This window comes from Schaalia odontolytica, from assembly GCF_009730335.1.
GTDB classification, from domain to species: Bacteria; Actinomycetota; Actinomycetes; order Actinomycetales; family Actinomycetaceae; genus Pauljensenia; species Pauljensenia dentiphila.
Map to the genome: position 1 here is coordinate 740,932 of NZ_CP046315.1, position 21,271 is coordinate 762,202.

At 67.1% G+C, this 21,271-nt stretch carries 19 protein-coding genes; 13 read left to right on the forward strand and 6 right to left on the reverse strand.

Going from position 1 to position 21,271, the window contains the following annotated elements:
* The first annotated feature begins 51 nt into the window (after window positions 1-51).
* The 9 genes from alr to tsaD all read left to right on the forward strand — a co-directional run bounded on the left by alr (window position 52) and on the right by tsaD (window position 8,296).
* Entirely contained in the window at window positions 52-1,320 is a 1,269-nt protein-coding gene (alr, locus tag FOC40_RS03240; protein WP_003795606.1) for an alanine racemase, read from the forward strand.
* Window positions 1,317-1,889 (forward strand): tRNA (adenosine(37)-N6)-threonylcarbamoyltransferase complex ATPase subunit type 1 TsaE, encoded by a 573-nt coding sequence (tsaE, locus tag FOC40_RS03245; protein ID WP_003790512.1) that lies wholly within the window; start codon window positions 1,317-1,319, stop codon window positions 1,887-1,889. The genes alr and tsaE overlap by 4 nt, the downstream gene beginning before the upstream one ends.
* Window positions 1,890-1,898: 9 nt before the next feature.
* Window positions 1,899-2,594 carry a tRNA (adenosine(37)-N6)-threonylcarbamoyltransferase complex dimerization subunit type 1 TsaB gene (tsaB, locus tag FOC40_RS03250; protein WP_003795604.1) on the forward strand — a complete coding sequence of 232 codons (696 nt, stop codon included), beginning with the start codon at window positions 1,899-1,901 and terminating at the stop codon, window positions 2,592-2,594.
* Entirely contained in the window at window positions 2,591-3,040 is a 450-nt protein-coding gene (rimI, locus tag FOC40_RS03255) for a ribosomal protein S18-alanine N-acetyltransferase (RefSeq protein ID WP_003795602.1), read from the forward strand. The genes tsaB and rimI overlap by 4 nt, the downstream gene beginning before the upstream one ends.
* Window positions 3,041-3,271: 231 nt before the next feature.
* On the forward strand, window positions 3,272-3,985 hold the full coding sequence (locus FOC40_RS03260) for a succinate dehydrogenase cytochrome b subunit (protein ID WP_034466371.1): 714 nt from the start codon (window positions 3,272-3,274) through the stop codon (window positions 3,983-3,985).
* A gap of 16 nt (window positions 3,986-4,001) precedes the next feature.
* Window positions 4,002-5,981 carry a fumarate reductase/succinate dehydrogenase flavoprotein subunit gene (locus FOC40_RS03265; RefSeq protein ID WP_003795599.1) on the forward strand — a complete coding sequence of 660 codons (1,980 nt, stop codon included), beginning with the start codon at window positions 4,002-4,004 and terminating at the stop codon, window positions 5,979-5,981.
* The gene (locus tag FOC40_RS03270) at window positions 5,978-6,721 is read left to right on the forward strand and encodes a succinate dehydrogenase/fumarate reductase iron-sulfur subunit (RefSeq protein ID WP_003790501.1); all 744 of its coding nucleotides are present in this window, start codon (window positions 5,978-5,980) and stop codon (window positions 6,719-6,721) included. The genes FOC40_RS03265 and FOC40_RS03270 overlap by 4 nt, the downstream gene beginning before the upstream one ends.
* A gap of 203 nt (window positions 6,722-6,924) precedes the next feature.
* A complete protein-coding gene (locus FOC40_RS03275; protein ID WP_003795596.1) occupies window positions 6,925-7,161 on the forward strand; it encodes a hypothetical protein in 237 nt (78 codons plus the stop codon).
* Window positions 7,162-7,240: 79 nt separating this feature from the next.
* Complete coding sequence (gene tsaD / locus FOC40_RS03280) at window positions 7,241-8,296, forward strand: tRNA (adenosine(37)-N6)-threonylcarbamoyltransferase complex transferase subunit TsaD (RefSeq protein WP_003795593.1); 1,056 nt, start codon at window positions 7,241-7,243, stop codon at window positions 8,294-8,296.
* A 15-nt stretch (window positions 8,297-8,311) separates the two neighbouring features.
* On the opposite strand, the gene FOC40_RS03285 is transcribed toward tsaD, so the two are convergent.
* The 4 genes from FOC40_RS03285 to FOC40_RS03300 form a co-directional block, all read right to left on the reverse strand.
* Window positions 8,312-9,886: an alpha/beta hydrolase gene (locus FOC40_RS03285; protein WP_003795591.1), complete on the reverse strand. Its 1,575-nt coding sequence runs from the start codon at window positions 9,884-9,886 to the stop codon at window positions 8,312-8,314.
* Window positions 9,883-12,546 carry a bifunctional lysylphosphatidylglycerol flippase/synthetase MprF gene (locus FOC40_RS03290; protein ID WP_003795588.1) on the reverse strand — a complete coding sequence of 888 codons (2,664 nt, stop codon included), beginning with the start codon at window positions 12,544-12,546 and terminating at the stop codon, window positions 9,883-9,885. The genes FOC40_RS03285 and FOC40_RS03290 overlap by 4 nt, the downstream gene beginning before the upstream one ends.
* Before the next feature lie 146 nt (window positions 12,547-12,692).
* Entirely contained in the window at window positions 12,693-13,862 is a 1,170-nt protein-coding gene (locus tag FOC40_RS03295; protein ID WP_039929423.1) for a glutamate--cysteine ligase, read from the reverse strand.
* A gap of 65 nt (window positions 13,863-13,927) precedes the next feature.
* Window positions 13,928-15,169, reverse strand: coding sequence for a class I SAM-dependent methyltransferase (locus FOC40_RS03300; protein WP_039929422.1), 1,242 nt, complete (start codon window positions 15,167-15,169; stop codon window positions 13,928-13,930).
* Between the two features lie 231 nt (window positions 15,170-15,400).
* On the opposite strand from FOC40_RS03300, the gene groES reads away from it, so the two are divergent.
* A complete protein-coding gene (groES, locus tag FOC40_RS03305; protein ID WP_003790486.1) occupies window positions 15,401-15,697 on the forward strand; it encodes a co-chaperone GroES in 297 nt (98 codons plus the stop codon).
* Between the two features lie 109 nt (window positions 15,698-15,806).
* On the opposite strand, the gene FOC40_RS03310 is transcribed toward groES, so the two are convergent.
* Entirely contained in the window at window positions 15,807-16,619 is an 813-nt protein-coding gene (locus FOC40_RS03310; protein ID WP_003795582.1) for a DsbA family protein, read from the reverse strand.
* Window positions 16,620-16,709: 90 nt separating this feature from the next.
* Window positions 16,710-17,006, reverse strand: coding sequence for a WhiB family transcriptional regulator (locus FOC40_RS03315; protein WP_003790481.1), 297 nt, complete (start codon window positions 17,004-17,006; stop codon window positions 16,710-16,712).
* 292 nt (window positions 17,007-17,298) lie between these two features.
* Between FOC40_RS03315 and FOC40_RS03320 the strand changes: the two genes are divergently transcribed.
* The 3 genes from FOC40_RS03320 to guaB all read left to right on the forward strand — a co-directional run bounded on the left by FOC40_RS03320 (window position 17,299) and on the right by guaB (window position 21,235).
* Window positions 17,299-18,219: a MerR family transcriptional regulator gene (locus FOC40_RS03320; RefSeq protein ID WP_003795577.1), complete on the forward strand. Its 921-nt coding sequence runs from the start codon at window positions 17,299-17,301 to the stop codon at window positions 18,217-18,219.
* 117 nt (window positions 18,220-18,336) lie between these two features.
* Complete coding sequence (locus tag FOC40_RS03325; protein WP_003795575.1) at window positions 18,337-19,611, forward strand: AGE family epimerase/isomerase; 1,275 nt, start codon at window positions 18,337-18,339, stop codon at window positions 19,609-19,611.
* Between the two features lie 100 nt (window positions 19,612-19,711).
* Complete coding sequence (gene guaB / locus FOC40_RS03330; protein WP_003795571.1) at window positions 19,712-21,235, forward strand: IMP dehydrogenase; 1,524 nt, start codon at window positions 19,712-19,714, stop codon at window positions 21,233-21,235.
* Window positions 21,236-21,271 lie beyond the last annotated feature (36 nt).

A 21,271-nucleotide genomic window follows, 5' to 3' on the forward strand; every position in this document is an offset into this window, starting at 1 on the left:
CGACGGCAACGAACGCGGGGCGGGCGGCGCGCGCCGTGAGATACTGGAGGTGTGATTTCCACAGACGAACGAGTCGAAGGACGGGACTACCCGTCATCCGCGGCCGTTGACCTGGCCGCGATCCGTCACAACCTGGGCGTCCTGCGCGCAGCCGCCCCCGGCGCGCTCCAGCTCGCGACCGTCAAGGCGAACGCCTACGGGCACGGCCTCCTCCCAGTCGCCCGCGCTGCACTGGACGGTGGCGCCGACTGGCTGGGTGTCGCCCAGCTGGCCGAGGCCTTCACGCTGCGCCGTGGCCTCGACGAGGCCGGGGTCGCCCGAGCCGACGCGCCCATCCTCGCGTGGATCTCCACCTCGTCCTCGGATTTCGCGGCCGCGATCGAGGCCGACATCGACCTGTCCGTCTCGTGGACGTGGGTCCTTGCCGACATCTGCGCCGCAGCCCGAGAGGCCGGCCGCCCGGCCCGCGTCCACGTCAAGATCGACACCGGCATGTCCCGCGCGGGCTCCACGCTCGCCGACCTGCCCGCCCTGGCCTCGGCCCTGCGCATGGCCGCCGACGACGGCCTCGTCGATGTCGTTGGCGCCTGGAGCCACATGTCCCGCGCCGACGACCCCAGCGAGGCAGGAAACGCCTCGACCGCGAGCCACGTGCGTATCTTCGAGGAGGGGCTCGCGATCCTCGCCGACGCGGGCGTCACTCCGCGCATCCGACACCTGTCCGCCACGTCGGGCATCCTGTGGCACCGCGAAGCTCACTACGACATGGTTCGCGCCGGCATCGGCCTGTACGGGCTGAGCCCCGACCCGGAGGTGGCCACGTCCGAGCAACTCGGCCTCACCCCCGCCCTCGAGCTGCGCGCGCCCCTGACCTCCGTCAAGGTCATCGAAGAGGGGACCCCGGCCTCGTACGGTGGAACCTGGGTCGCGCCCACGCGCCGCTGGATCGGCCTCGTCCCCCTTGGCTACGGCGACGGCATCCTGCGCGCCGCCTCCAACCAAGCGCGCGTCGTCGTCCACACCGCCTCGGGCCCCTTTAACGCGCCCCTCATCGGACGCGTGTGCATGGACCAGTTCATGGTCGACCTCGGGCCAGCCGAGGGAAGCCCCGGAACGCCGACCGCGCGCTCCGGGCAGGCCCCCGCCATCCCCGGCGACATCGCCACCCTCTTCGGCTCCGGGATCAGCGGCGAGGCCTTGGCCGACGACTGGGCGCAGGCAGCCGGTACCATCAACTACGAAATCGTCACCCACCTGGGCGCACACATCCCCCGCATCTACCGGGATGGCGCCGACGCGACCTTCGGGAGCAACTCATGACCCAGCCCATCGCCTCCTACGAGGTGTCGACGCGCGACGCCGACCAGACGCGCGCGTTCGGCGAAGACCTTGGTCGCATCCTCGCCGCCGGAGACCTTCTCATGCTCTCCGGGGGCCTCGGTGCGGGCAAGACCACCCTCACCCAGGGCATCGGCGTCGGCATGGGCGTGCGCGGGCGCGTCGCATCTCCGACGTTCATCGTCGCTCGCGTACACCCCTCACTGAGCGGCGGCCCCGACCTTATCCACGCGGACGCCTACCGCATCACCGACCTGAACGACCTCGAGACCCTCGACCTCGACTCCTCCCTCGACGAGGCCGTCACCGTCGTCGAATGGGGCGAAGGCAAGACCGAGGCCATGAGCGACGAACGCCTCTCCATCGAGGTGCGCCGGGCCTCGGGCGGCGAGGCCGCCCACGACGGGGACGTCATCGACCTGGAGAACATGGATGACGGCACACGCGTCATCGTCCTGCACGCCCACGGGCACCGCTGGGACGGCGTCCTTGACGGCGTCGTCGCCGCCCACGGCGGAACCCGCATCGACGAGGCAGACACCGACGAGTAGGATCACACCGTGCGAGAGATAGCCCTAGACACCCAAGCAGCCACCACCGTCGCCATCATCGACGACGGCTGCGTTCTCGGCCGCGCCCAGAACGACTCTGGACGTCACCACGCCGAATCCATCACCCCGCTCGTGCGCGAGGCGCTCGCGGCAGCAGGCCTCCCCGCGCAGCTCGCGGACGCCGGCATTGATCGAGTCCTCGTGGGCACCGGCCCCGCCCCCTTCACCGGTCTGCGCGCCGGTCTCGTCTCCGCGCGCGTCCTCGCCTCGGTCGCCGGCGTGCCCGCTTACGGCGTGTCCGCCCTCGACGTCATCGCCCGTCAGGGCCTCGACCGCCTGCCTCCCGACACCCGTGTCTACGCGATCGCCGACGCACGCCGCCGCGAACTCTACTGGGGCTCGTACGTGGCCGCCGGGCCCGACGACGTCACCCTCGAGGGACGCCTCGAGGTGGGGGACGTTTCTGCACTGCTGGGCGCCATGCGGACCGCCCCCGGCCTCGTCGTCGCGGGAGCGCCGATCCCCGCGCACAGCGCCGATGCGCTCGCGCGCGTGGACCTCGGACCCCAGGTGAGCCTCGATCCCGCCGTCATGAGCCGCATCGTCGCCACGCGCCTGTCGCGCGGCGAAGACGATCGCCTGCGCACCGACCCCCTGTACCTGCGCCGCCCCGATATTCAGGGCCAGCCCACTGCGCGCCTGTGAACGCCACGCTGCGCGTCGCGGGCCCGGGCGACCTCGAACTCTTCGCCGCCCTCGAGGCCGAGGTGTTCGCCGAGGACCCCTGGACCCCCTACATGATCGCCGAGGAACTCTCGTCCCCGGCTTCGCGCTATTGGATCGCCACGGATGAGTCAGGCGATGTCGCCGGATACGGCGGAGTCAAGGTCGGTGGAGACCAGGCCGACGTCATGACCATCGGCGTGCGCGCTCACGCGCGGGGGCGAGGCATCGGCTCGACCATCCTGGATGCCCTCCTGGAGTGGTCGCGTGAGGCTGGAGTGCGCGAGGTCTTCCTCGACGTGCGCCCCTCCAATAAGGGGGCCATCGGCCTGTACGAGTCCCGAGGTTTCGTTGAAATCGGGCGTCGTCCGCGCTACTTCCGTAACCCCGTCGAAGAGGCCGTCGAGATGAGGGCGCCCCTGATCTGAGGCGATGCGACGACCGCCACTAAATAGGTATGGTCGGTGTATCAAAATTCGTATCTGTTTACCCCCGTTTGCGGGGCCGATGGTCCTAGGTGTCTTCCTCGCGATAGCCGCTCAAGCTGCCCCAGATAACCGCGGAAAATGGCCGAAAACGACACCGTGTTGAGATCCTTGGCGGGCGGCCTCGTGCCATGGTCCTACGAAGCGGAGGAAAAGCGTCGATATGCTCATGGCATGGCCACTCAAAATGTCGCAACGAAGAAGCGCCGCGCGTGGACCACCAGCGTCTTTATTAAGCAGCTGATGGCTGTCTCGGGCTTCGTTTTCGTTTTCTTCTTGCTGTTCCACTCCTATGGCAACCTCAAGATGTTCCTGGGCGCGGAGGTCTACAACGACTACGCGCACTGGCTGCATGAAGAGGCTTTCGTGCCGATCTTCCCGCACGGCGGATTCATCTGGGTATTCCGCGCCGCCATGGTGCTGATGCTCATCATCCACCTGTGGGCCGCCGCCTACACCTGGAAGCGTTCGCGTCGCGCTCGCTCCACCCGCTACGTCGTCAAGAAGTCCGTCTCGGACTCCTACGCGGCTCGCACCATGCGTATGAGCGGTGTTCTCATTCTGCTGATCCTGATCTTCCACATCGCTCACTTCACCACCGTGAGCCTGCCCGCGAAGGTCGCGAACTTCGGCGCTGACGTCACCACGCCCTACGCCCGTATGGTTGCTTCCTTCCAGTCGCCGGTCCTGGTGATCCTCTACGCCGTGTTCGTCGGCTGCGCCTGCATCCACGTCTCCCACGGCTTCTGGTCCATGTTCCAGTCGCTCGGGTGGGTGCGCAACGCGACCCGCAAGCCGCTGGTTCTCCTCTCGGGCCTGGTCGGTCTGGTCATCTTCGTGATGTTCATGGCCCCGCCCGTCGCCATCGTCACCGGCTTGATCCACTGAGGAAGGGCACGCAATCATGACCGATACACTCATCCACGGCCTCTACCGTGAAGGCGAGAAGATCGCCGACACGAAGGCCCCCCACGACGTCCCGATCGCGCAGCGCTGGGAACAGCGTAAGTTCAGCGCCGCGCTGGTCAACCCCGCCAACCGCCGTAAGCTGCGCGTCATCATCGTCGGCTCCGGCCTCGCGGGAGGTGCTGCCGCCGCCTCGCTCGGCGAAATGGGCTACAACGTCGACTGCTTCTTCTACCAGGACTCCGCCCGCCGCGCGCACTCCATCGCCGCGCAGGGTGGTATCAACGCCGCGAAGAACTACCGCAACGATAACGACTCCGTCTATCGTCTCTTCTACGACACGGTCAAGGGCGGCGACTACCGCGCTCGTGAGGACAACGTCTACCGCCTCGCCGAGGTCAGCGCCAACATCATCGACCAGTGCGTCGCGCAGGGCGTCCCCTTCGCCCGCGAGTACGGCGGCCTCCTCGACAACCGCTCCTTCGGTGGCGTGCAGGTGTCCCGTACGTTCTACGCGCGCGGCCAGACGGGTCAGCAGCTGCTGATCGGCGCCTACCAGGCGCTCGAGCGTCAGGTCGCGGCCGGCACCGTCAAGGAATACGCCCGCCACGAGATGGTCGAGCTCATCGTCGACGAAGGCAAGGCGCGCGGCATCATCGCCCGCGACATGTCCACCGGCAAGCTCGAGACCTTCGTCGCCGACGCGGTCGTCCTGGCTACCGGCGGCTATGGCAACGTGTTCTTCCTGTCCACCAACGCGATGGGCTGCAACGCGACCGCTATCTGGCGTGCGTACCGCAAGGGCGCCTACTTCGGCAACCCCTGCTTCACGCAGATCCACCCCACGTGCATCCCCCAGCACGGCGACCAGCAGTCGAAGCTGACCCTCATGTCGGAGTCGCTGCGTAACGACGGCCGTATCTGGGTTCCCAAGCGCGCTGAGGACTGCGAGAAGGACCCGCGTCAGATCCCCGAAGAGGATCGCGACTACTACCTGGAGCGCATCTACCCCTCCTTCGGTAACCTCGTGCCCCGCGACATCGCGTCGCGTCAGGCCAAGAACATGTGCGACGAGGGCCGCGGCGTCGGCCCGAAGATCAACGGCGTCGCCCGCGGCGTCTACCTCGACTTCTCCGACGCGATCAACCGTATGGGCCTGGCCGCAGTGTCCGCCAAGTACGGCAACCTCTTCGACATGTACGAGCGCATCACGGGCGACAACCCCTACGAGGTGCCGATGCGCATCTACCCGGCCGTCCACTACACCATGGGTGGCCTGTGGGTTGACTACGACCTCGAGTCGAACCTGCCCGGTCTGTACGTGGCCGGCGAGGCGAACTTCTCCGATCACGGCGCGAACCGCCTGGGTGCCTCGGCGCTCATGCAGGGCCTGTCGGACGGCTACTTCGTCCTGCCCAACACGATCAACGACTACCTGGCGCACTGCTTCCACCTGCCCAAGCTGGACGAGAACTCGCCTTCGGTGAAGGAAGCTCTCGAGTCGGCTCAGGGCCGTATCGACACCCTCATGTCGATCAACGGCACCCGCTCCGTGGACTCGTTCCATAAGGAGCTGGGCAAGATCATGTGGGAGTACTGCGGTATGGAGCGTACCGAGGAAGGCCTCAAGAAGGCCATCGGTATGATCCGCGAGCTGCGCGCCGACTACTGGAAGAACGTTCGCGTTCCCGGCAAGTCGATCGGTGAACTCAACCAGTCCCTCGAGAAGGCCGGCCGCGTCGCCGACTTTATGGAGCTGGGCGAGCTCATGTGCATCGACGCGCTGCATCGCGAAGAGTCGTGTGGCGGCCACTTCCGCGCGGAGTCCCAGACTCCCGAGGGCGAGGCCCTGCGTCACGACGACAAGTTCCTGTACGTGGCGGCTTGGGAATACGCTGGCGAAGGCGAGCCCCCGATCCTCCACAAGGAAGACCTGATTTACAACGACATCGAGCTGAAGCAGCGGAGCTACAAGTGAACCTGACACTGAGGATCTGGCGCCAAAACGGTCCCGAAGACAAGGGCGCAATTCATGAATACCAGGTGAAGGGAATCTCGGAAGAGTCCTCGTTCCTGGAGATGCTCGACGTCCTGAACGAAGAGCTCTTCGCACGCGGCGAGGAACCCATCGCCTTCGACTCCGACTGCCGCGAGGGCATCTGCGGTCAGTGTGGCATCGTCATCAACGGTATCGCTCACGGCCCGGAGGTCACCACGACCTGCCAGCTGCACATGCGTTCCTTCAACGATGGTGACGTCATCACGATCGAGCCGTGGCGCGCATCGGGCTTCCCGATCATCAAGGACCTCGTGGTCAACCGCAGCGCCCTGGATCGCATCATCCAGGCCGGCGGCTACATCTCCGTGAACACGGGTGCAGCCCCCGACGCGCACGCGACCCCGGTCCCGAAGCAGGACGCGGATCGCGCGTTCGAGGCCGCTGCGTGCATCGGCTGTGGTGCGTGCGTGGCTGCCTGCCCGAACGCCTCCGCGATGCTCTTCACCTCGGCGAAGGTCACGCACCTCGGCCTGCTCCCGCAGGGTAAGCCCGAGAACTACAAGCGTGTCGTCAACATGCTCAACCAGATGGACGAGGAGGGCTTCGGCTCGTGCTCGAACATCGGCGAGTGTGCTGAGGTCTGCCCCAAGCAGATCCCGCTTGACGTGATCGCAAACCTCAACCGCCAGCTCGGCAAGGCTGCCTTCAAGGGCGTCTGATTCGGATGGAGTGGCCTCGCGGAGGGCCCGGCGCGCAGGCGCCGGGCCCTCCCGCGTTTATGTGGAGTAAACGTGGTGGCATAGTGATGTTATCGCGGTGCGATGACGCGGCGAGACAGCCGCCGTAGCGCACGCAAAATGCGCATGACGGTGCGGTTGGCGTCGTATCATGGAGGCATCATTGGCTCAGAGAGGAGCACGCCATGCAATTTGATGAAACCGGTCCGAACACGCATACGCGCCGCTACTGGGTCAGCGCGACCGTCGGCATCACGGCGATGATCGCCTTCGCGATTCTGTCGATCCTCCTGCTCCTGGGTATGCTCTTTGGCTCCCCCCAGATCAAGCCGATCGCCGATTCGCTGTTCCCCTGGAGCCTGCTGGTCTTCGCGGTTGCGGGTGTCTCGATGTTCATCGCGAACGCGCGTTCTCGCGATTAGATCGACGCCGACTGCACGCGACGGACCTGCGCGCCACGCGCGTGCGGCGCCGCCCGCATGGGCAGATTAAACTGGGGGTGTGAGTGAACCCCTGGTCCTTGGTATTGAGTCAACCTGCGACGAGACCGGCGTCGGCCTCGTGCGCGGTACGCAGCTGCTGGTCGACCGCACGGCCACGTCGATGGATGAGTACGCCCGCTACGGCGGCATCATCCCCGAGATCGCGTCGCGCGCGCACCTGGAGTCCTTCCTGCCCACGCTGGATGCAGCGCTCGACGAGGCCGGAGTGGCCCTGGCGGATGTGGATGCGATCGCGGTTGCTGCCGGACCGGGTCTCGTCGGTTCGCTGACCGTCGGTATCTGCGCGGCGAAGGCGCTGGCCTCGTCGCTGGGCAAGCCCCTGTACGGCGTCAACCACGTGATTGGTCACCTGGCCGTCGATAAGCTCGCTGACGGGCCGCTGCCCGAGCACTTCATCGGACTCGTCGTCTCCGGAGGCCACTCCAACATCCTTGAGATCCGCAATATCGCGACGGACGTCGTCGAGCTGGGTGGCACCCTGGATGACGCCGCGGGCGAGGCCTTCGACAAGGTCGGGCGCCTCCTCGACCTGCCCTACCCGGGCGGCCCGCACGTGGACCGCCTGTCCCAGCAGGGGGACTGCGAGGCGATCCGTTTCCCGCGCGGCCTGGCTGCCGGCAAGGACAAGGAGCGTCACAAGTACGACTTCTCCTTCTCGGGTCTGAAGACCGCCGTCGCCCGATACATTGAGGGCGCGACCGCGCGCGGCGAGGTCGTCAGCAAGGAAAACGTGTGCGCCGCCTTCTCCGAGGCCGTCAACGATTCCCTGACCGCGAAGGCAGTGCGCGCCGCGCTGGACACCGGCTGCGACACGATTGTCGTGGGCGGCGGTTTCTCCGCGAACTCCCGACTGCGAGCTTTGCTGACGGAGCGGGCCGAGACGGCCGGCGTTCAGGTTCGCATGCCCCCTCTGCGCTTCTGCACGGACAACGGTGCTCAGATCGCGGCGATTGGCTCCGAGCTGGTCGCGGCGGGTCTGCCACCGTCGGACTGGGACTTCTCCCCGGATTCGGGCTTGGAGCTGACGACGACGTATCTGGCGCCGCGCGCCTGAGAGCGGCGCGCGGGCCTAGCGTAGGCCGTCCATGAAGCTCTGCGCGATCGAGCTCCATGAGGTGTAGAAGCCGCCCGCCATGTTGGCGGCAATGCCGACGAGGAGCGCGGCGCTTACCGTGGCCGCCCCGAGGGACATCAGACGCGCTAGGTAGCCGAGTGCCCGGAGCGCGGGGCGCGGCACAGAGGTGAACAGGCCCGAGCGCTGCGCGCGGTGACGTGCCCGGTGTCGATGATCGGCATGGTCGTCGGTGTCGCCCTCGTGACGGCGCAGCTGCCAGCGCGGCGCGATAAGCCACGTGAGCGCGAGCGAGACGAGCACTCCGGCGATCAGGAGCGCGAGCGTCAGGTACCCGTTCGGGGCGGTCGGCCGGACCTCGTGGGTCACGGTTGTCACCGGTACAATGGATGCGCTGGCCTCGGAGGACTGTGCGGTCGCCGCCGTCGAAGTGGCGCCGACGGCCCGGGAGACCCGGTCGGAGGACCCCCACCACGCCAGCATTGTCGGAATGTGCTCGCGCCACAGCGGGCCCGCGTGCCCGCCGCTCGGGGGAACGTCCGTGGTGACGCTGTCGGGTTCCTTGACGGCTGAGGCCATCTTGAGAGCGGTGTACGCGCCCCCAACGGCGTCGTCGCCGGCGGCCATCGCGTAGATGCGCATCCCGTCGGGGGTGCGATTAGCCAGCATGGTTGACAGCGTGTTGTCAGCCAGGTACTGCTCGCCCTGGTTGGTCATCTGCCCCTCGATCTGAGTGTCGTAACCGGACAGCGAGGCGGCGGCACCGTAGGTTTCGGGCGTGCGCAGGGCCGTCCAGATCGCGCAGTAGGCGCCGGCGGAGAAACCCCCGATCATCCAGGCGTCTCGATGAGACGTCGTATTGGGGAAGTTGTGTCGAATCATCGCGGGGACGTCGTGGGATACCCACGTGTAGACGGCGGGGCGCCCCTCGATGTCGGCACAGTCGTGGGCTTCTTCGTCGACGTTGAGGGAGGGGCCGACGACGATTGTCGGCGGGATGATCCCCTCGTCGATGGCGTTGTTCAGGGCTTCCTGCACCTGCGCGCCCTGCATGGTGCCGTCGGGGCCGCCAGGGTAGCCGTGGAGAAGCTCAATGACCGCATAGGTCTTGCCGTCATTGGGGGAGTAGTCGCGTGGGGTGATAACGAAGACGGGCTGGGTGATCCCGCTTGACGGGCCGGTCCAGGTGGTCTGGAGCATGCCGTCCTCGGTCTTCGTGAAGGTCGCGTCCAATTCGGATACGGCAGCGGACTGCGCGTTGACGTCGGCCTCGCCGCCGGACTGAGCGGTCGTTCCTACGACGGATAACAGGGCGAGTTTCGCTAGATCACCGCTGGTTTTCACAAGGCCGAGCGAGCGATTGAAAACGAGAGCCCCCGCGGAAGCGATAAGGAACGTGGGCACGAGGAGGATGACCGCGCGTCCCAGCCAACGCCTCGCGCGTCCCGGGCAGCGCGACGGGGCCGAGCGCGCAAGCAGAGAAGCCCCAGCCAATAGAGACAGAATCGCCAGGACGGCGACTACCGCGAGGGTCTTGAGTGAGGTGAGGGGGATGTTTCCCAGGGCACTCATCGGTGCTCCTTTCCGCTCCCATCGGACGAGGCCGTGGCAGCGAGTGCGTCCGCAGCGGATGTGCTTTCCCGCGAGGTCGCTCGGGTCGATCGCAGGTCACCGACCCCCTTCGCGGCGAGCTTGGCGAGGCCTCCGGCGACCGAGGCGACGAGCGTGAGGGTCTGCGCGGGGGATACGTGGGGCACGTAGGCATGCGAGATGGCCAGTCCGACCGTCGCAAGGGAGGCCGGATCCGGCACCGCCAGGTACAGGGACTGCGTGCGGGGCTTGAACTTGCGCTTGAACGCGTGCAGCGAGGTGAAGCCGTAGAGCGGCTCCATGATGGCGGCCAGCGCGTCGGTGAGGGGGCCAAAGGCCGAGGTGTCATCGGCCGAGCGCGACAGGGGAGCACCCGACAGAGACAGGATCTCCAACCCCTCTTCCTGCGCTGCCAGGGCGGCCTTGCCGATGAGGAACTCGATCGCGGGACGCCACCCGGTTGTACGCCGACGCATGACGTCCAGGGTCAGGCCGACGACTGTTCCGTCACGGTAGATTGGCAACCACGAGGTCACGGCGTGGATCGTCGATTCCTCATCGATGGCGACCAGGATGCGCGTCTCGGGGACAGCGAGTTCGGGTACACCGCCGAGCGTAAAGCCCATCTCAGGTAGGGCCTTGTCATCGCTCCACGTATCGGAGATGACGGTGATCTGATCGCGCCAGCCCGCCGGGCACTCCTCCCAGGTGGTCCACACGGCCTCAACGCCCTCGCGGGTTGCGTGGTTCATGGCGGTGCGCACGTCCTGGTAGGCCTTGCCCTTGAAAGCGAGCTCGGGCAGGTCCAGCAGTGACTCTTCGGCGACCTGCATGATCGTCCAGCCCTCCTCGCGCGCGGCCTGCGCGAGCTCCTCGTGGACCGAGTAGAGCGCGGGTGTCAGGCCCGAGTCGGACGCGAAGGCTGAGAACAGCGCGATCGCCTCGGAGGCCTTGCCCGGCTCGTACGCCAGGTCTGTGACCGTCAGCGCGACGCCGCCCGACCCGCGGTAGGCGACCCCGGCCTCGCCGGTAGGGGACACCCACACCTGGTTCCCCTCCCAGGTCTGCATCCATCCGAGGGTGCCCGCTCCGTGGGCGCGCAGGAGAGGGGTGAGGCTCTCGAGCGGGGAGGACAGCGGGATACGGGGCCGGGCGAGCAGCGCGCTCAGGATGATGGCGAGGGTGCCGCCCCAGGCGACGAGGGGCACCCACAGGACGGGTGCCTCGGCGAAGAGAGTCATCGGAACCAAGGACGGCTCGAAGATCGAGGCGGTCGCAGTGGGGAGCAGCGCGAGGGTGTAGTCGTGGAGGATCTGCAGGGGAGTCGCGTTGCCGGTGACGGTCAGGTCGTCGCCGGAGTTGAGGGCTTCAAGGGGGACGAACGAGTCGCTCGTGAGGAACCCGAGGACGAGGACCGCGCCCGCGCAGCCGACCATGAGGAGCAGCCAGCGCCGCAGCAGGGTCGAGGTCGTGGAGGGCTCCGCGTGAATCGTGAAGGAGCGGCGCACCCACCACGTGATGATGCATAGGGCAGCGTTGAGGATCACCGGAACGAGAAGGAGCGAGGCTGTGGTGACGAGCTCGGGCCTGGCCATCCCGTTCTCGTCGGCGCCCTGGGCGAGAGCAACACCCGTCGCAGCGACTGTTGACAGGCCGAGGATCAGCTGGAGAATGAGAGTGCCGAAGTAGGCGGCGCGCCTGCCCTTGCGCAGCCCGTAGGCGAAGATCAGCTGGAGCGTGATCGGGGCCAGACACAGGAGAGTTGTGATGACACCCGTACGCCCCTCAAGCCACCACGCGGGGCCCAGCGACCAGCGCATCTGAGCGAGCGGTCCCTCGGGGGCCGAAGAAACAACTGTCAGCGCCGCAGCGCAGGCCCAGCACAGGGCGGCGACGGAGGCGAGCTGACGTCCGATCGTAATGTCGTTTCCGGAATCGCTGCGTGCGCCGCGAACCCCAGCCAGGCGCGCGGCGACCATGCCCGCGAGGAGTGACCACACGCGCGCATACGAGATCGCAGATCCCAGGATCGCGGCCGACAGGATGAGGATTCCGATGAGGAGGAAACGGGCGCGCCAGCGCCAGTGAGAGGCCAGTGACTGCGCTGCGGCGCCCACGAGGGCGACGAGGATGAGGCTCGTGCCCCACAGGCTCCCCGCATCGATCGTCTGCCCCCACGTGGAGAACACCCTGGTGAGCAGGGGGAGTGTCAACCAGGTGGCAGCGACGCCGACGACCTGGCCGGAGGCAGCTGCGGCCACCCATGCGCGTGTGCCCAGGTGTCGCTCCGCAGCACCGCCCGCAATGATCATCGTGACGATGCCGAGCACGGCGGTGGCGATGAAGTTTCCGGGCACCGCGCCGACGGAGGAGAGAACCGACCACCAATGGGGGCTGGACGGGTCGGCCTCGAGGGCCGTGAATTGATCGCGCCACACCCAGTAGGTCGCCGACACGATCGTCAGGGCGACCGTAAGGACGGCGGTAGCTGGGCATCGTGACAGCCAGCGGATGGTGAGGTGGGCCAGCGAGGAAAGCAATAGCCACACAGTCTGCAGGGTTGCCCCGACGGGGGAAGCGATCCTGACCAGCGCGGATGGTGCGCCCTCGGATTCCGGTGACTGTGTTGCTTCCTGCACCACGGGCGAGTGTCCTCTCAGCGTCAGTTGTCGAGCTACATCAAGGATACGGCGGCATTCTGAAAGTCAGCTGAAAGCAATCTGAAAGAGTATGAGAATGGCGACAGTGCCCCGCACCGGTGAAGATGCGGGGCACTGCTGCGACGGAGTCAGACGTTCAGGGTTGCGAACTCGGCGAGAGCCAGGGGGCGCCCCGCGCTCATCTCCGCGCGCATGAGGTCCACGACTGCGTCGAGGCCCTGGCCGGGTCGCGCGGCTGCCGCAACGGCCCGCTGGCGCTCGTAGGAGGCGCCGATCGTCAGGATCGTCTCCAGGCCTGCGAACTCGCGCGTACAGTTCAGGTCGGTGGCCACGGGGGCCAGCTCTTCCTTCAGTCGCGCGATGCCATCGCGCGCGTTCTCGGTCGTGCCGTCGCGCGAGATGATGAGGGTCGCGTCCATGCCGTATCGCGCCGAGCGCCACTTGTTCTCGGCGACGAACCAATCCGGCAGGGAGGGAAGCGGCTCGCCCGCGTCGTACAAGCGCGAGAAGTGCTCGACGAGGACGTGGGTGAAGGCCGCGAAGGTGGCGACCTCGGTCGCGTTCGTCGCAGCGTCGTACACGCGGTTCTCGATCGTGCCGAAGGTCGGAGAGGGGCGGATGTCCCAGCGGACCTCGTCGAAGCCCTCGATGACGCCCGTGCGGATCATGTCATCCGTGTAGGCCTCGAGATCCTCCCACGTTGCGAACTGGCGCGGGATGCCGGCGGTGGGCAGCTGCTGGAAGACCATCGCGCGGTTGGACGCGTAGCCCGTGTCTTCGCCCGCCCAGAAGGGGGAGGACGCAGAGATAGCCTGCAGGTGGCCCAGGTGGGCGGTGAGGGCGGCCTGGATCGGGAGGATCTTCGCTCGGTCTTCGACGCCGACGTGCACGTGGACGCCGTACAGAAGCATCTGGTGTCCCCAGTAGGCGGTGCGCTCCACCAGCTGTGTGTAGCGCTCCGAGTCTGTGACGCGCTGGCGGCCCGGGCGCGCGAAGGGGTGTGTACCGGCGGTGGCCAAGTCGATGCGCAGGTCCGAGGCCAGGGGGGTCAGGTAGTCGACGCAGTCCATCAGGTCGGCCATGCACTCGGCGACGGTTGAACGCGGCTTGGAGACGACCTCGATCGTGTTCAGCAGCATCTCGCGGTGGACGCCCGGGTCGAGCTTCCCGTCGGTCGTGGCGCGGTCAATGATCGCGTCCGCGCTCTGACGCAGGTCGTGGGAGTCGCGGTCGACGAGCTGGAGCTCCCACTCGACACCGATCGTGGAACGCTGGGAGGAACCGAAGGGCAAAGACATGTCAATCCTTTCGCTTGCTTCCTCCATTGTGGCAGGGCAGCGAGCGGTGTCGGCGGAGAGCTTTCTTACAGGTTTTTAGCCAACCGTCGGCAGATGATTGCGCGGTGGCGTCCGTTCACGCGCGTCGCGATGACGGTCAGCTGCTCGTTGCCTCCGCCCAGTTTCAACGATTTACGCAGGTTGTCGGGGTTGATGTCGGCGCCGCGCTTCTTGATCTCGACGCTGCCCGCTCCGCGCGTGCGCAGCTCGGCGGAAATCGCCTTTGCTCGCAGGTTGGTCACCGCGAGGACCTCGAAGCGGTCGTAGAAGGGGCAATCGGGCAGTTCATCCCCGGTCAGGTAGGCGATCTTGTCGGACACGATGCCCGCGCCGACCTCGTCCGCGAGGCGTCCCAGGAGACCCGAGCGGATAACCGCGCTGTCGGGCTCGGCGACCATAGCGCCCAGGGGCGCGACCTCCACGCGGGCTGCGGGGGCGTTGGGTGCATACCCCTCGGGTGTGGAGAGCGAATGGGCGGCCCCGGCCTCATCCAGGAGGAGACAGGAGCGTCCACGGCCCTCGGGGGACAGTGCGGGGGACCAGAGCGAGGCCTCGACGAGATCGCCGCCCACGCTCACCCACTGCGCGTGCCAGGAGGAGGGGATGCGCTCGTACGCGATGCCCGGCGCCACCTTGATACCGACGCGTTCGATCGTGGAGGCCCAGCCGAGGGCGAGCGAGAGGGGAGGGGACCACTGCTGTGGGTCCGTGATGCGCGCCGACCCGCGCGAGGCGCCTGTGCGGCGGGCCGGGTCTGCGAAGATCGCGTCGACGCCCTCGGAGGCCAGCTCGTCCATGTCGAGGTCGGCGACGTCCCCCAGGCGTACCTCGGATCCCTCGAAGGCCCGCAGGTTCGCGGCCGCGGCCCCGGCGGTATCGGGGTCGATGTCGACAGCCAGCACGTTCATGCCCAGGCCGGCGATCGCCATGGCATCCGATCCGATGCCGCAGCCAAGATCCGCGACGCGCGTCGCGCCGCAATCCTTGAATCGCTGAGCGTGGCGAGCTGCCACGACGAGGCGTGTCGCCTGCTCGAGGCCGTCGCGGGTGAACACCATGTGGGAGGCAAACGGGCCAAATTTTGAGCGTGCTGCCTGGCGCAGGGCCAGCTGGGTGAGGACTGCGACCACGAGGTCCGCGTCGAGGCCGGAGGCGCGCAGGGCGGATCCGAGCTCGGGCAGCGGGATGGGGTTGGTTGCCTGCTTCGCTTGTAGGGACTCCAGCAGCTCCCAGCCGGGGGAGGACAGAATAGGGGTCAGGGCGCTCACCCGCTCATTGTCCCATCTCTTCAGGGACGAGGCCGTGCGGGGCCTGCGGTCGGGCGCGGGTGTCGTCTCGCCCAGGGTGAACGCGCCTGGCACTCAGCTTGCCCGAGTGCCAGGACCGTGCCTACACTCGTGGAGGAAACGCGGGAACACCCGCGACCGGTCCTGCACCTGACCCCCGCGACGGCAGGGAAAGGACGAGCACCTTCGTGACAAAGAAGAAAGGGAGCGACAATGTCGATCTCCATCAAGCCCCTCGAGGACCGCATCGTCATCCGCCAGGTTGAGGCCGAGCAGACCACCGCCTCCGGCCTGGTCATTCCGGACACCGCCAAGGAGAAGCCGCAGGAAGGCGAAGTTATCGCCGTGGGCCCCGGCCGCGTGGACGACAACGGTAACCGTATCCCCGTCGACGTCAAGGTCGGCGACGTCGTCATCTACTCGCGCTACGGCGGCACCGAGGTCAAGTACGACGGCCAGGAGTTCCAGATCCTGTCCTCGCGTGACGTGCTGGCGGTCGTGGAGCGCTGAGCGCTTCGCACACTGAACGCTACAGGGGCGGCCCGGAAGGAATCCTTCCGGGCCGCCCCTTGTGTTCGTGTCTCCCGCGCCGAGCATCCTTGCGGCGCGGGGCCTCGCGTCAGGACGCGGACTGTGCCGCCTGGTCGAGGATTGTGTTGCGGATGTAGGCGGCGTCGCGGTAGCCGCTGACGTACGCCTTATTAATGAACATGGCGGGGGTGCCGGTGATGCCGGCCTGGTGAGCCCGCTCCTTGGCCGCCTTCACCGTGGTAGCGGTGTGGTCGGAGAGCATCGTCTCGCGGAACTTGTCCAGGTCGGGCACACCTGCCTTGGCCGCAAAGTCAACCAGGGCCTGCTCGGAGTACTGGGGGTGACCGGTCGGGTCGGACGCCGCGTACACCACGTCGTGGAACTCCCAGAACTTACCCTGTTCGCCCGCAGCGATGCCCGCCTGGGCTGCCAGGGGAGAGGTCTCGGTGATCTGGGCCAGGTCGTACCACTCTACGCGCAGGGTGCCATCCTCGACGAGGTCGGCCAGTGCGGGGTCGATGTCCTGGGCGTACTTCGTGCAGTAGGGGCACGCAAAGTCAGAGAAAAGAACCATCGTCACGGGAGCGTTAATGTCGCCCTTCGCCTGAGTGTCGTTCTCCTGGTGACGCACGAACGACTTCATGATCTCCAAGTTGTTCGGGTTCGTCTGGCTGGGGGCCGCCGTCTCCGTGTTCTGCGGTATCTGCGCGGCTGCGGTCGGCGTGGCCGCCGGGGTTGCCTGGCTCGCCGGAGAGGTGGAGGGGAGCTGAACACCCATCCACACGCACGCCCCTGCGAGGGCCGCAGTGATCGGTGCGGTGACGAAGAACAGGGTCTTGTACAGGTTGGTGGAGGTATCCTCGGCCTTTTTCTGCGAGGTCTTGGTGTCGTTGCTGGTCATGCGAGCTCCCGGAGAGGATGGGCGTTGTGTCGGGCAGTAAAATGGTGCGGCATCGCGGTGGCGATGCCGCACCGGAAAAATGGATGCGCGTTAGGAGACGCGGCGACCGCGTCCAGAGGAGCGGATCTCTTCGCGTCGTTCTTCTTCAGTCATTCCACCCCAGATGCCGTAAGGCTCCTGAGCGGCCAGAGCGTAAGACCGGCACTGCTCGATAACCGGGCAGGTCGCGCAGATTGCCTTAGCGTTTGCTGCACGGCGTCGGCGCGTGGAGCCGCGCTCACCCTCGGGGTGGAAGAACAGCTCGGTGTCCAGGTCTCGGCACGCCGCTTCGTACTGCCATTCCCACGCGTCGATCATGGGTCCGGGCAGACGGGAGACGTCAGTCATTGGGTGCCTCCTTCATGTCTGTCGTGCCGACATTTTCGGCACACGATGTCGGCAAGAATAGACACTTGTGCGGTAGTTATTCAAGGATCTTTCTCGAATTATGAGCCAGTTCTCAGATCGAGCGTGCCCGTACTGTGAAAACGTGGAGAAACGTATGGTGTGCAGTGTGAACAGATTGTGAATAACTTTTTGAACAACTTGGATGTGGGTGTCATATCCCTTCCTGTGGCGTGCGCGCTGCGAACACGCAAGAATCAGAGCAGGGTACGGACAAGGACCGGAGGGAGCGGACATGCCACGAGCCATACTGGCGCAATCGGCGCACGCCGACCGCTCCCGCACCATGTCCTCGGTGTCCGATGAACTGGGAGTATCCCCCTCCACCCTGCGCACCTGGGAACGACGCTACGGCCTCGGCCCCGCGCAGCGTGAAGCCGGTGAGCGACGTCGTTACCAGCCCGAGGACGTTGACCGTCTGCGCGCCATGATCCACCACGTGCGTGCCGGCATGTCCGCCGCCGAGGCCGCCAAGCGGGCCCTCGCAGAAAGCACACTTCTGCCTCGTCGAGGCCCTGCGAACGCCGCCCAGCTGCGCTCCGTTGCCCTCTCCGACGACTACCAACGCCTCGAAGAAGTGATCGAGGCGGCCGTCGCCAGCCATGGCCTCGTCCATACGTGGTCGCGATTCGTCGAACCCACCCTCAAATCTCTGCGCTCTGCTCCGGGTGGCGAACCCATCGGCAGTGCGCCCGCCCTCATGCTGGTCAACGCCTTCCAGCGCGTGTGCCGCTCCGTCTATCAGTCCCGCCCCGCCCGCTCCCTCGTCGGAGGGGACCGCGTTGCGATCATCTCCGACTCGCTCCACGAGACCGCCGCCCAGGTCATCGGCGTCGCTCTGGCCTGGTACGGCTGCGACGTGCGCATGCTCTCCAGCGAAAACTACGGCGGTGTCAGCACCACCGAACGCTTCCGCGAGTATGTGCGCGGAGGCGTCCCCGCGCTCACCGTCGTCCTCGGATGCGGTCCCGAATGCGCGCAAACGGTGGCAAACCTCGTCGCACGATACGGGGTTCCCACGATCATGGTGGGAGCGGACGCCCCCGAGATCCTCTCGCCACAGGTTCAGCGCGTGCGCACCATTAGTGCCTGCGTCGAGGAGGCCCTCGCCCTCCTCGCGCCCCAGGCCGACCTGGAGCTCGTCGGTCGCTCCTGACGCCTTTGACGGCTCGCGCGCAGTTGCGCCCTCAACTGCGCGCACGCGGCCCCCACGTTCGCCCGCGGTGCCTGGACAGGTGATACCGTGAAGGCACGTACCGGCAGGAGAACAGTCATGAACGCCCCCTGGAACAACGAAGATCTGCGCCGCGCTTTTGACGCCGATTTTGGCGCGCTCGTCGCCTTTGCTTCCCGGTCGAAGGCGCGGGTCGGTTTCGCCTTCCTGCGCGCCGATGGTCAGGTCGACCTCGGGCGTCCCCTCGACGCGCGCATCAGCGCCCGGATGACCCACGTCTTTGCCCTCGCGCAGATGCGAGGCATTGAGGGTGCCGTGCACCTCGTCGACCACGGCCTGGCCGCCCTCGCAGGTCCCCTGCGCGCTCCGAATGGCTCCTGGTACGCGGAGGTTGTGCCCACCTCAGAGAACAGCGCCACCCCCGTTCCTCGCGCGGTCTTGTCCCAGCGTGCACAGTCCGCGATGATCGGTGCGGCCGCCGCTGCCGCCATGGTCGGGCACGAGGAGGCGCGTGGCCTGCTCGCCGACCTCGAAGCGGACCAGGATCAACGCTGGTGGGACGCGTGCGCCGGAGCCGTGCGCGAAGAGGTTGATGCCGCGACCGGCGCTCGTTCGCCCCTGCGTCGACTCTCCACCAACCTCGACACCGCCCAGGCCTACCTGGCCGCCTGGGAAGCGACGGGGGAGCGCGTCTGGTTCGACCGCGCGCGCTCGATCCTGCGCCTCGTCGGAGAGATCGCCGCGCGCTGCGCCTTCGCCCTGCCCGACCTCTACGACGAGGAATGGCGCCCCCTGCCCGCCTCCTGCGATCAGGCTCCCGTTGAGCTCATCCGACCCGGAGATACGCTCCCCGGCCTCGGATTCAAGGCCGCCCGCCTCATCGGGCAGACCTACGCGATCCTCACCCACATGGGCGAAAAACCCGGCCCATGGATGATCGACACCGCGACCGCGCTCTACGACCGCGCCCTCGCCGACGGATGGACCACCGAGGGTGTGGGCGGCATCGTCTACACCCTCGATCCCACCGGCAGTGTCGCCGCCCCCCAACGCATGCACTGGGTCGTGTGCGAGGCTGCCAGCGCCGCCCGCGTCCTTGCCGAGGTCGTGGACTCCTCGCGCGCCGAGGACCTCGCCGTCGACTACGCCCGCGCCATCGCTTGGGCCGACTCCCACGCGCGCGCCGGCATGGGCCGTTGGATCCATGAGGTCGCCCCCGACGGCTCCGTCTCCATGCTCGTGTGGGAGGGGCGCCCCGACGCCCTCACCGCCGCCCGCATGCTGGCACGAGGCGCCGCCCCGATCCATCTGACAGTCACCGGAGCGACCGCAGCCCGCTACGCCTCTCAGGCCAGCCAGAGCGCATCCTCCTGACGATTGCTGACGGTCCCCGGCCTCGTCCCCCGATACCCGGCTTCGAGGCGTGCGCGGAAGCGACTACGCGAAAGCGCCACCGACCGCCTACAATTGGCCTATGGGAGAACTCGCTACACATGATCCTTTCGGCCTGACCGGCCTCACCTACGACGACGTCCTGCTCCTACCCGAGCTCACGGACGTCGTTCCTTCATCCGTTGACACGAGCAGTCGCCTGACGAAGAACACTTCGCTGCGCATCCCGCTCCTGTCCGCCGCTATGGACACGGTCACCGAGGCGCGCATGGCCATCGCCATGGCCCGCCAGGGCGGCATTGGCATCCTTCACCGCAACCTCTCTATCGAGGAACAGGCCGCGCAGGTCCGCCAGGTCAAGCGCAGCGAATCCGGCATGGTTGAAGACCCGGTGACCGTCGGCCCCGACGCCACCATCGACGAACTCGACAGCCTGTGCGGCCACTACCGCGTCTCCGGCCTGCCCGTCGTGAACGAGGACGGTACCCTCCTGGGCATTATCACGAACCGCGACCTGCGCTTCGTCCCCCAGGACGAGTGGGCCACCCTGCACGTGCGCGACTGCATGACCCCGCGCGACCAGCTGGTCGTCGGCCAGGTCGGCATCTCCCGCGAACACGCCAAGCACCTGCTGGCCGAGCACCGCGTCGAAAAGCTGCCCATCGTCGACGACAACGACCACCTGACCGGCCTCATCACCGTCAAGGACTTCGTTAAGACCGAGCAGTACCCCAACGCCACCAAGGACTCGCGCGGCCGCCTCGTCGTCGGCGCGGCCGTCGGCTACTGGGGCGACACCTGGGAGCGCGCCACCGCCCTGGCCGAGGCCGGCGTGGACGTCCTCGTCGTCGATACCGCGAACGGTGGCGCCCAGCTCGCTCTCGACATGATCCGCCGCATTAAGGCCGATCCGACGTTTGAGGGCATTGACATCATCGGCGGTAACGTCGCCACGACCGAGGGTGCCCAGGCGCTCATCGACGCGGGCGTCGACGCCGTCAAGGTTGGCGTGGGCCCCGGCTCGATCTGCACGACCCGCGTCGTCGCCGGCGTCGGCGTCCCCCAGATCACCGCGATCCACCTGGCCGCCAAGGCCTGTGGCCCCGCCGGAGTCCCGCTCATCGCGGACGGCGGCTTGCAGTACTCGGGCGACATCGGCAAGGCCCTCGTGGCCGGCGCCGACACCGTCATGCTCGGCTCCCTGCTGGCCGGCTGCGAGGAGTCCCCGGGCGAGGTCGTGTTCACCAACGGCAAGCAGTTCAAGCGCTATCGCGGCATGGGCTCGCTCGGCGCGATGAGCTCGCGCGGGCGTAAGTCCTACTCCAAGGATCGCTACTTCCAGGCCGACGTCACCTCCGACGACAAGATCGTCCCCGAGGGCATCGAGGGTCAGGTGCCCTACACCGGCTCCCTCGCCCAGGTCATCTACCAGCTCGTCGGCGGCCTGCACCAGACCATGTTCTACCTGGGTGCCTCGACGATCTCCCAGGTCAAGGCCAACGGCCGCTTCGTGCGTATCACCAGTGCGGGCCTGCGCGAGTCGCACCCGCACGACGTGCAGATGACGACGGAAGCGCCGAACTACCACTCCTCTTCGGCGAGGTAATCGCAGGCAGAGTGTTCGTAATGGGCGGGAGCAGTC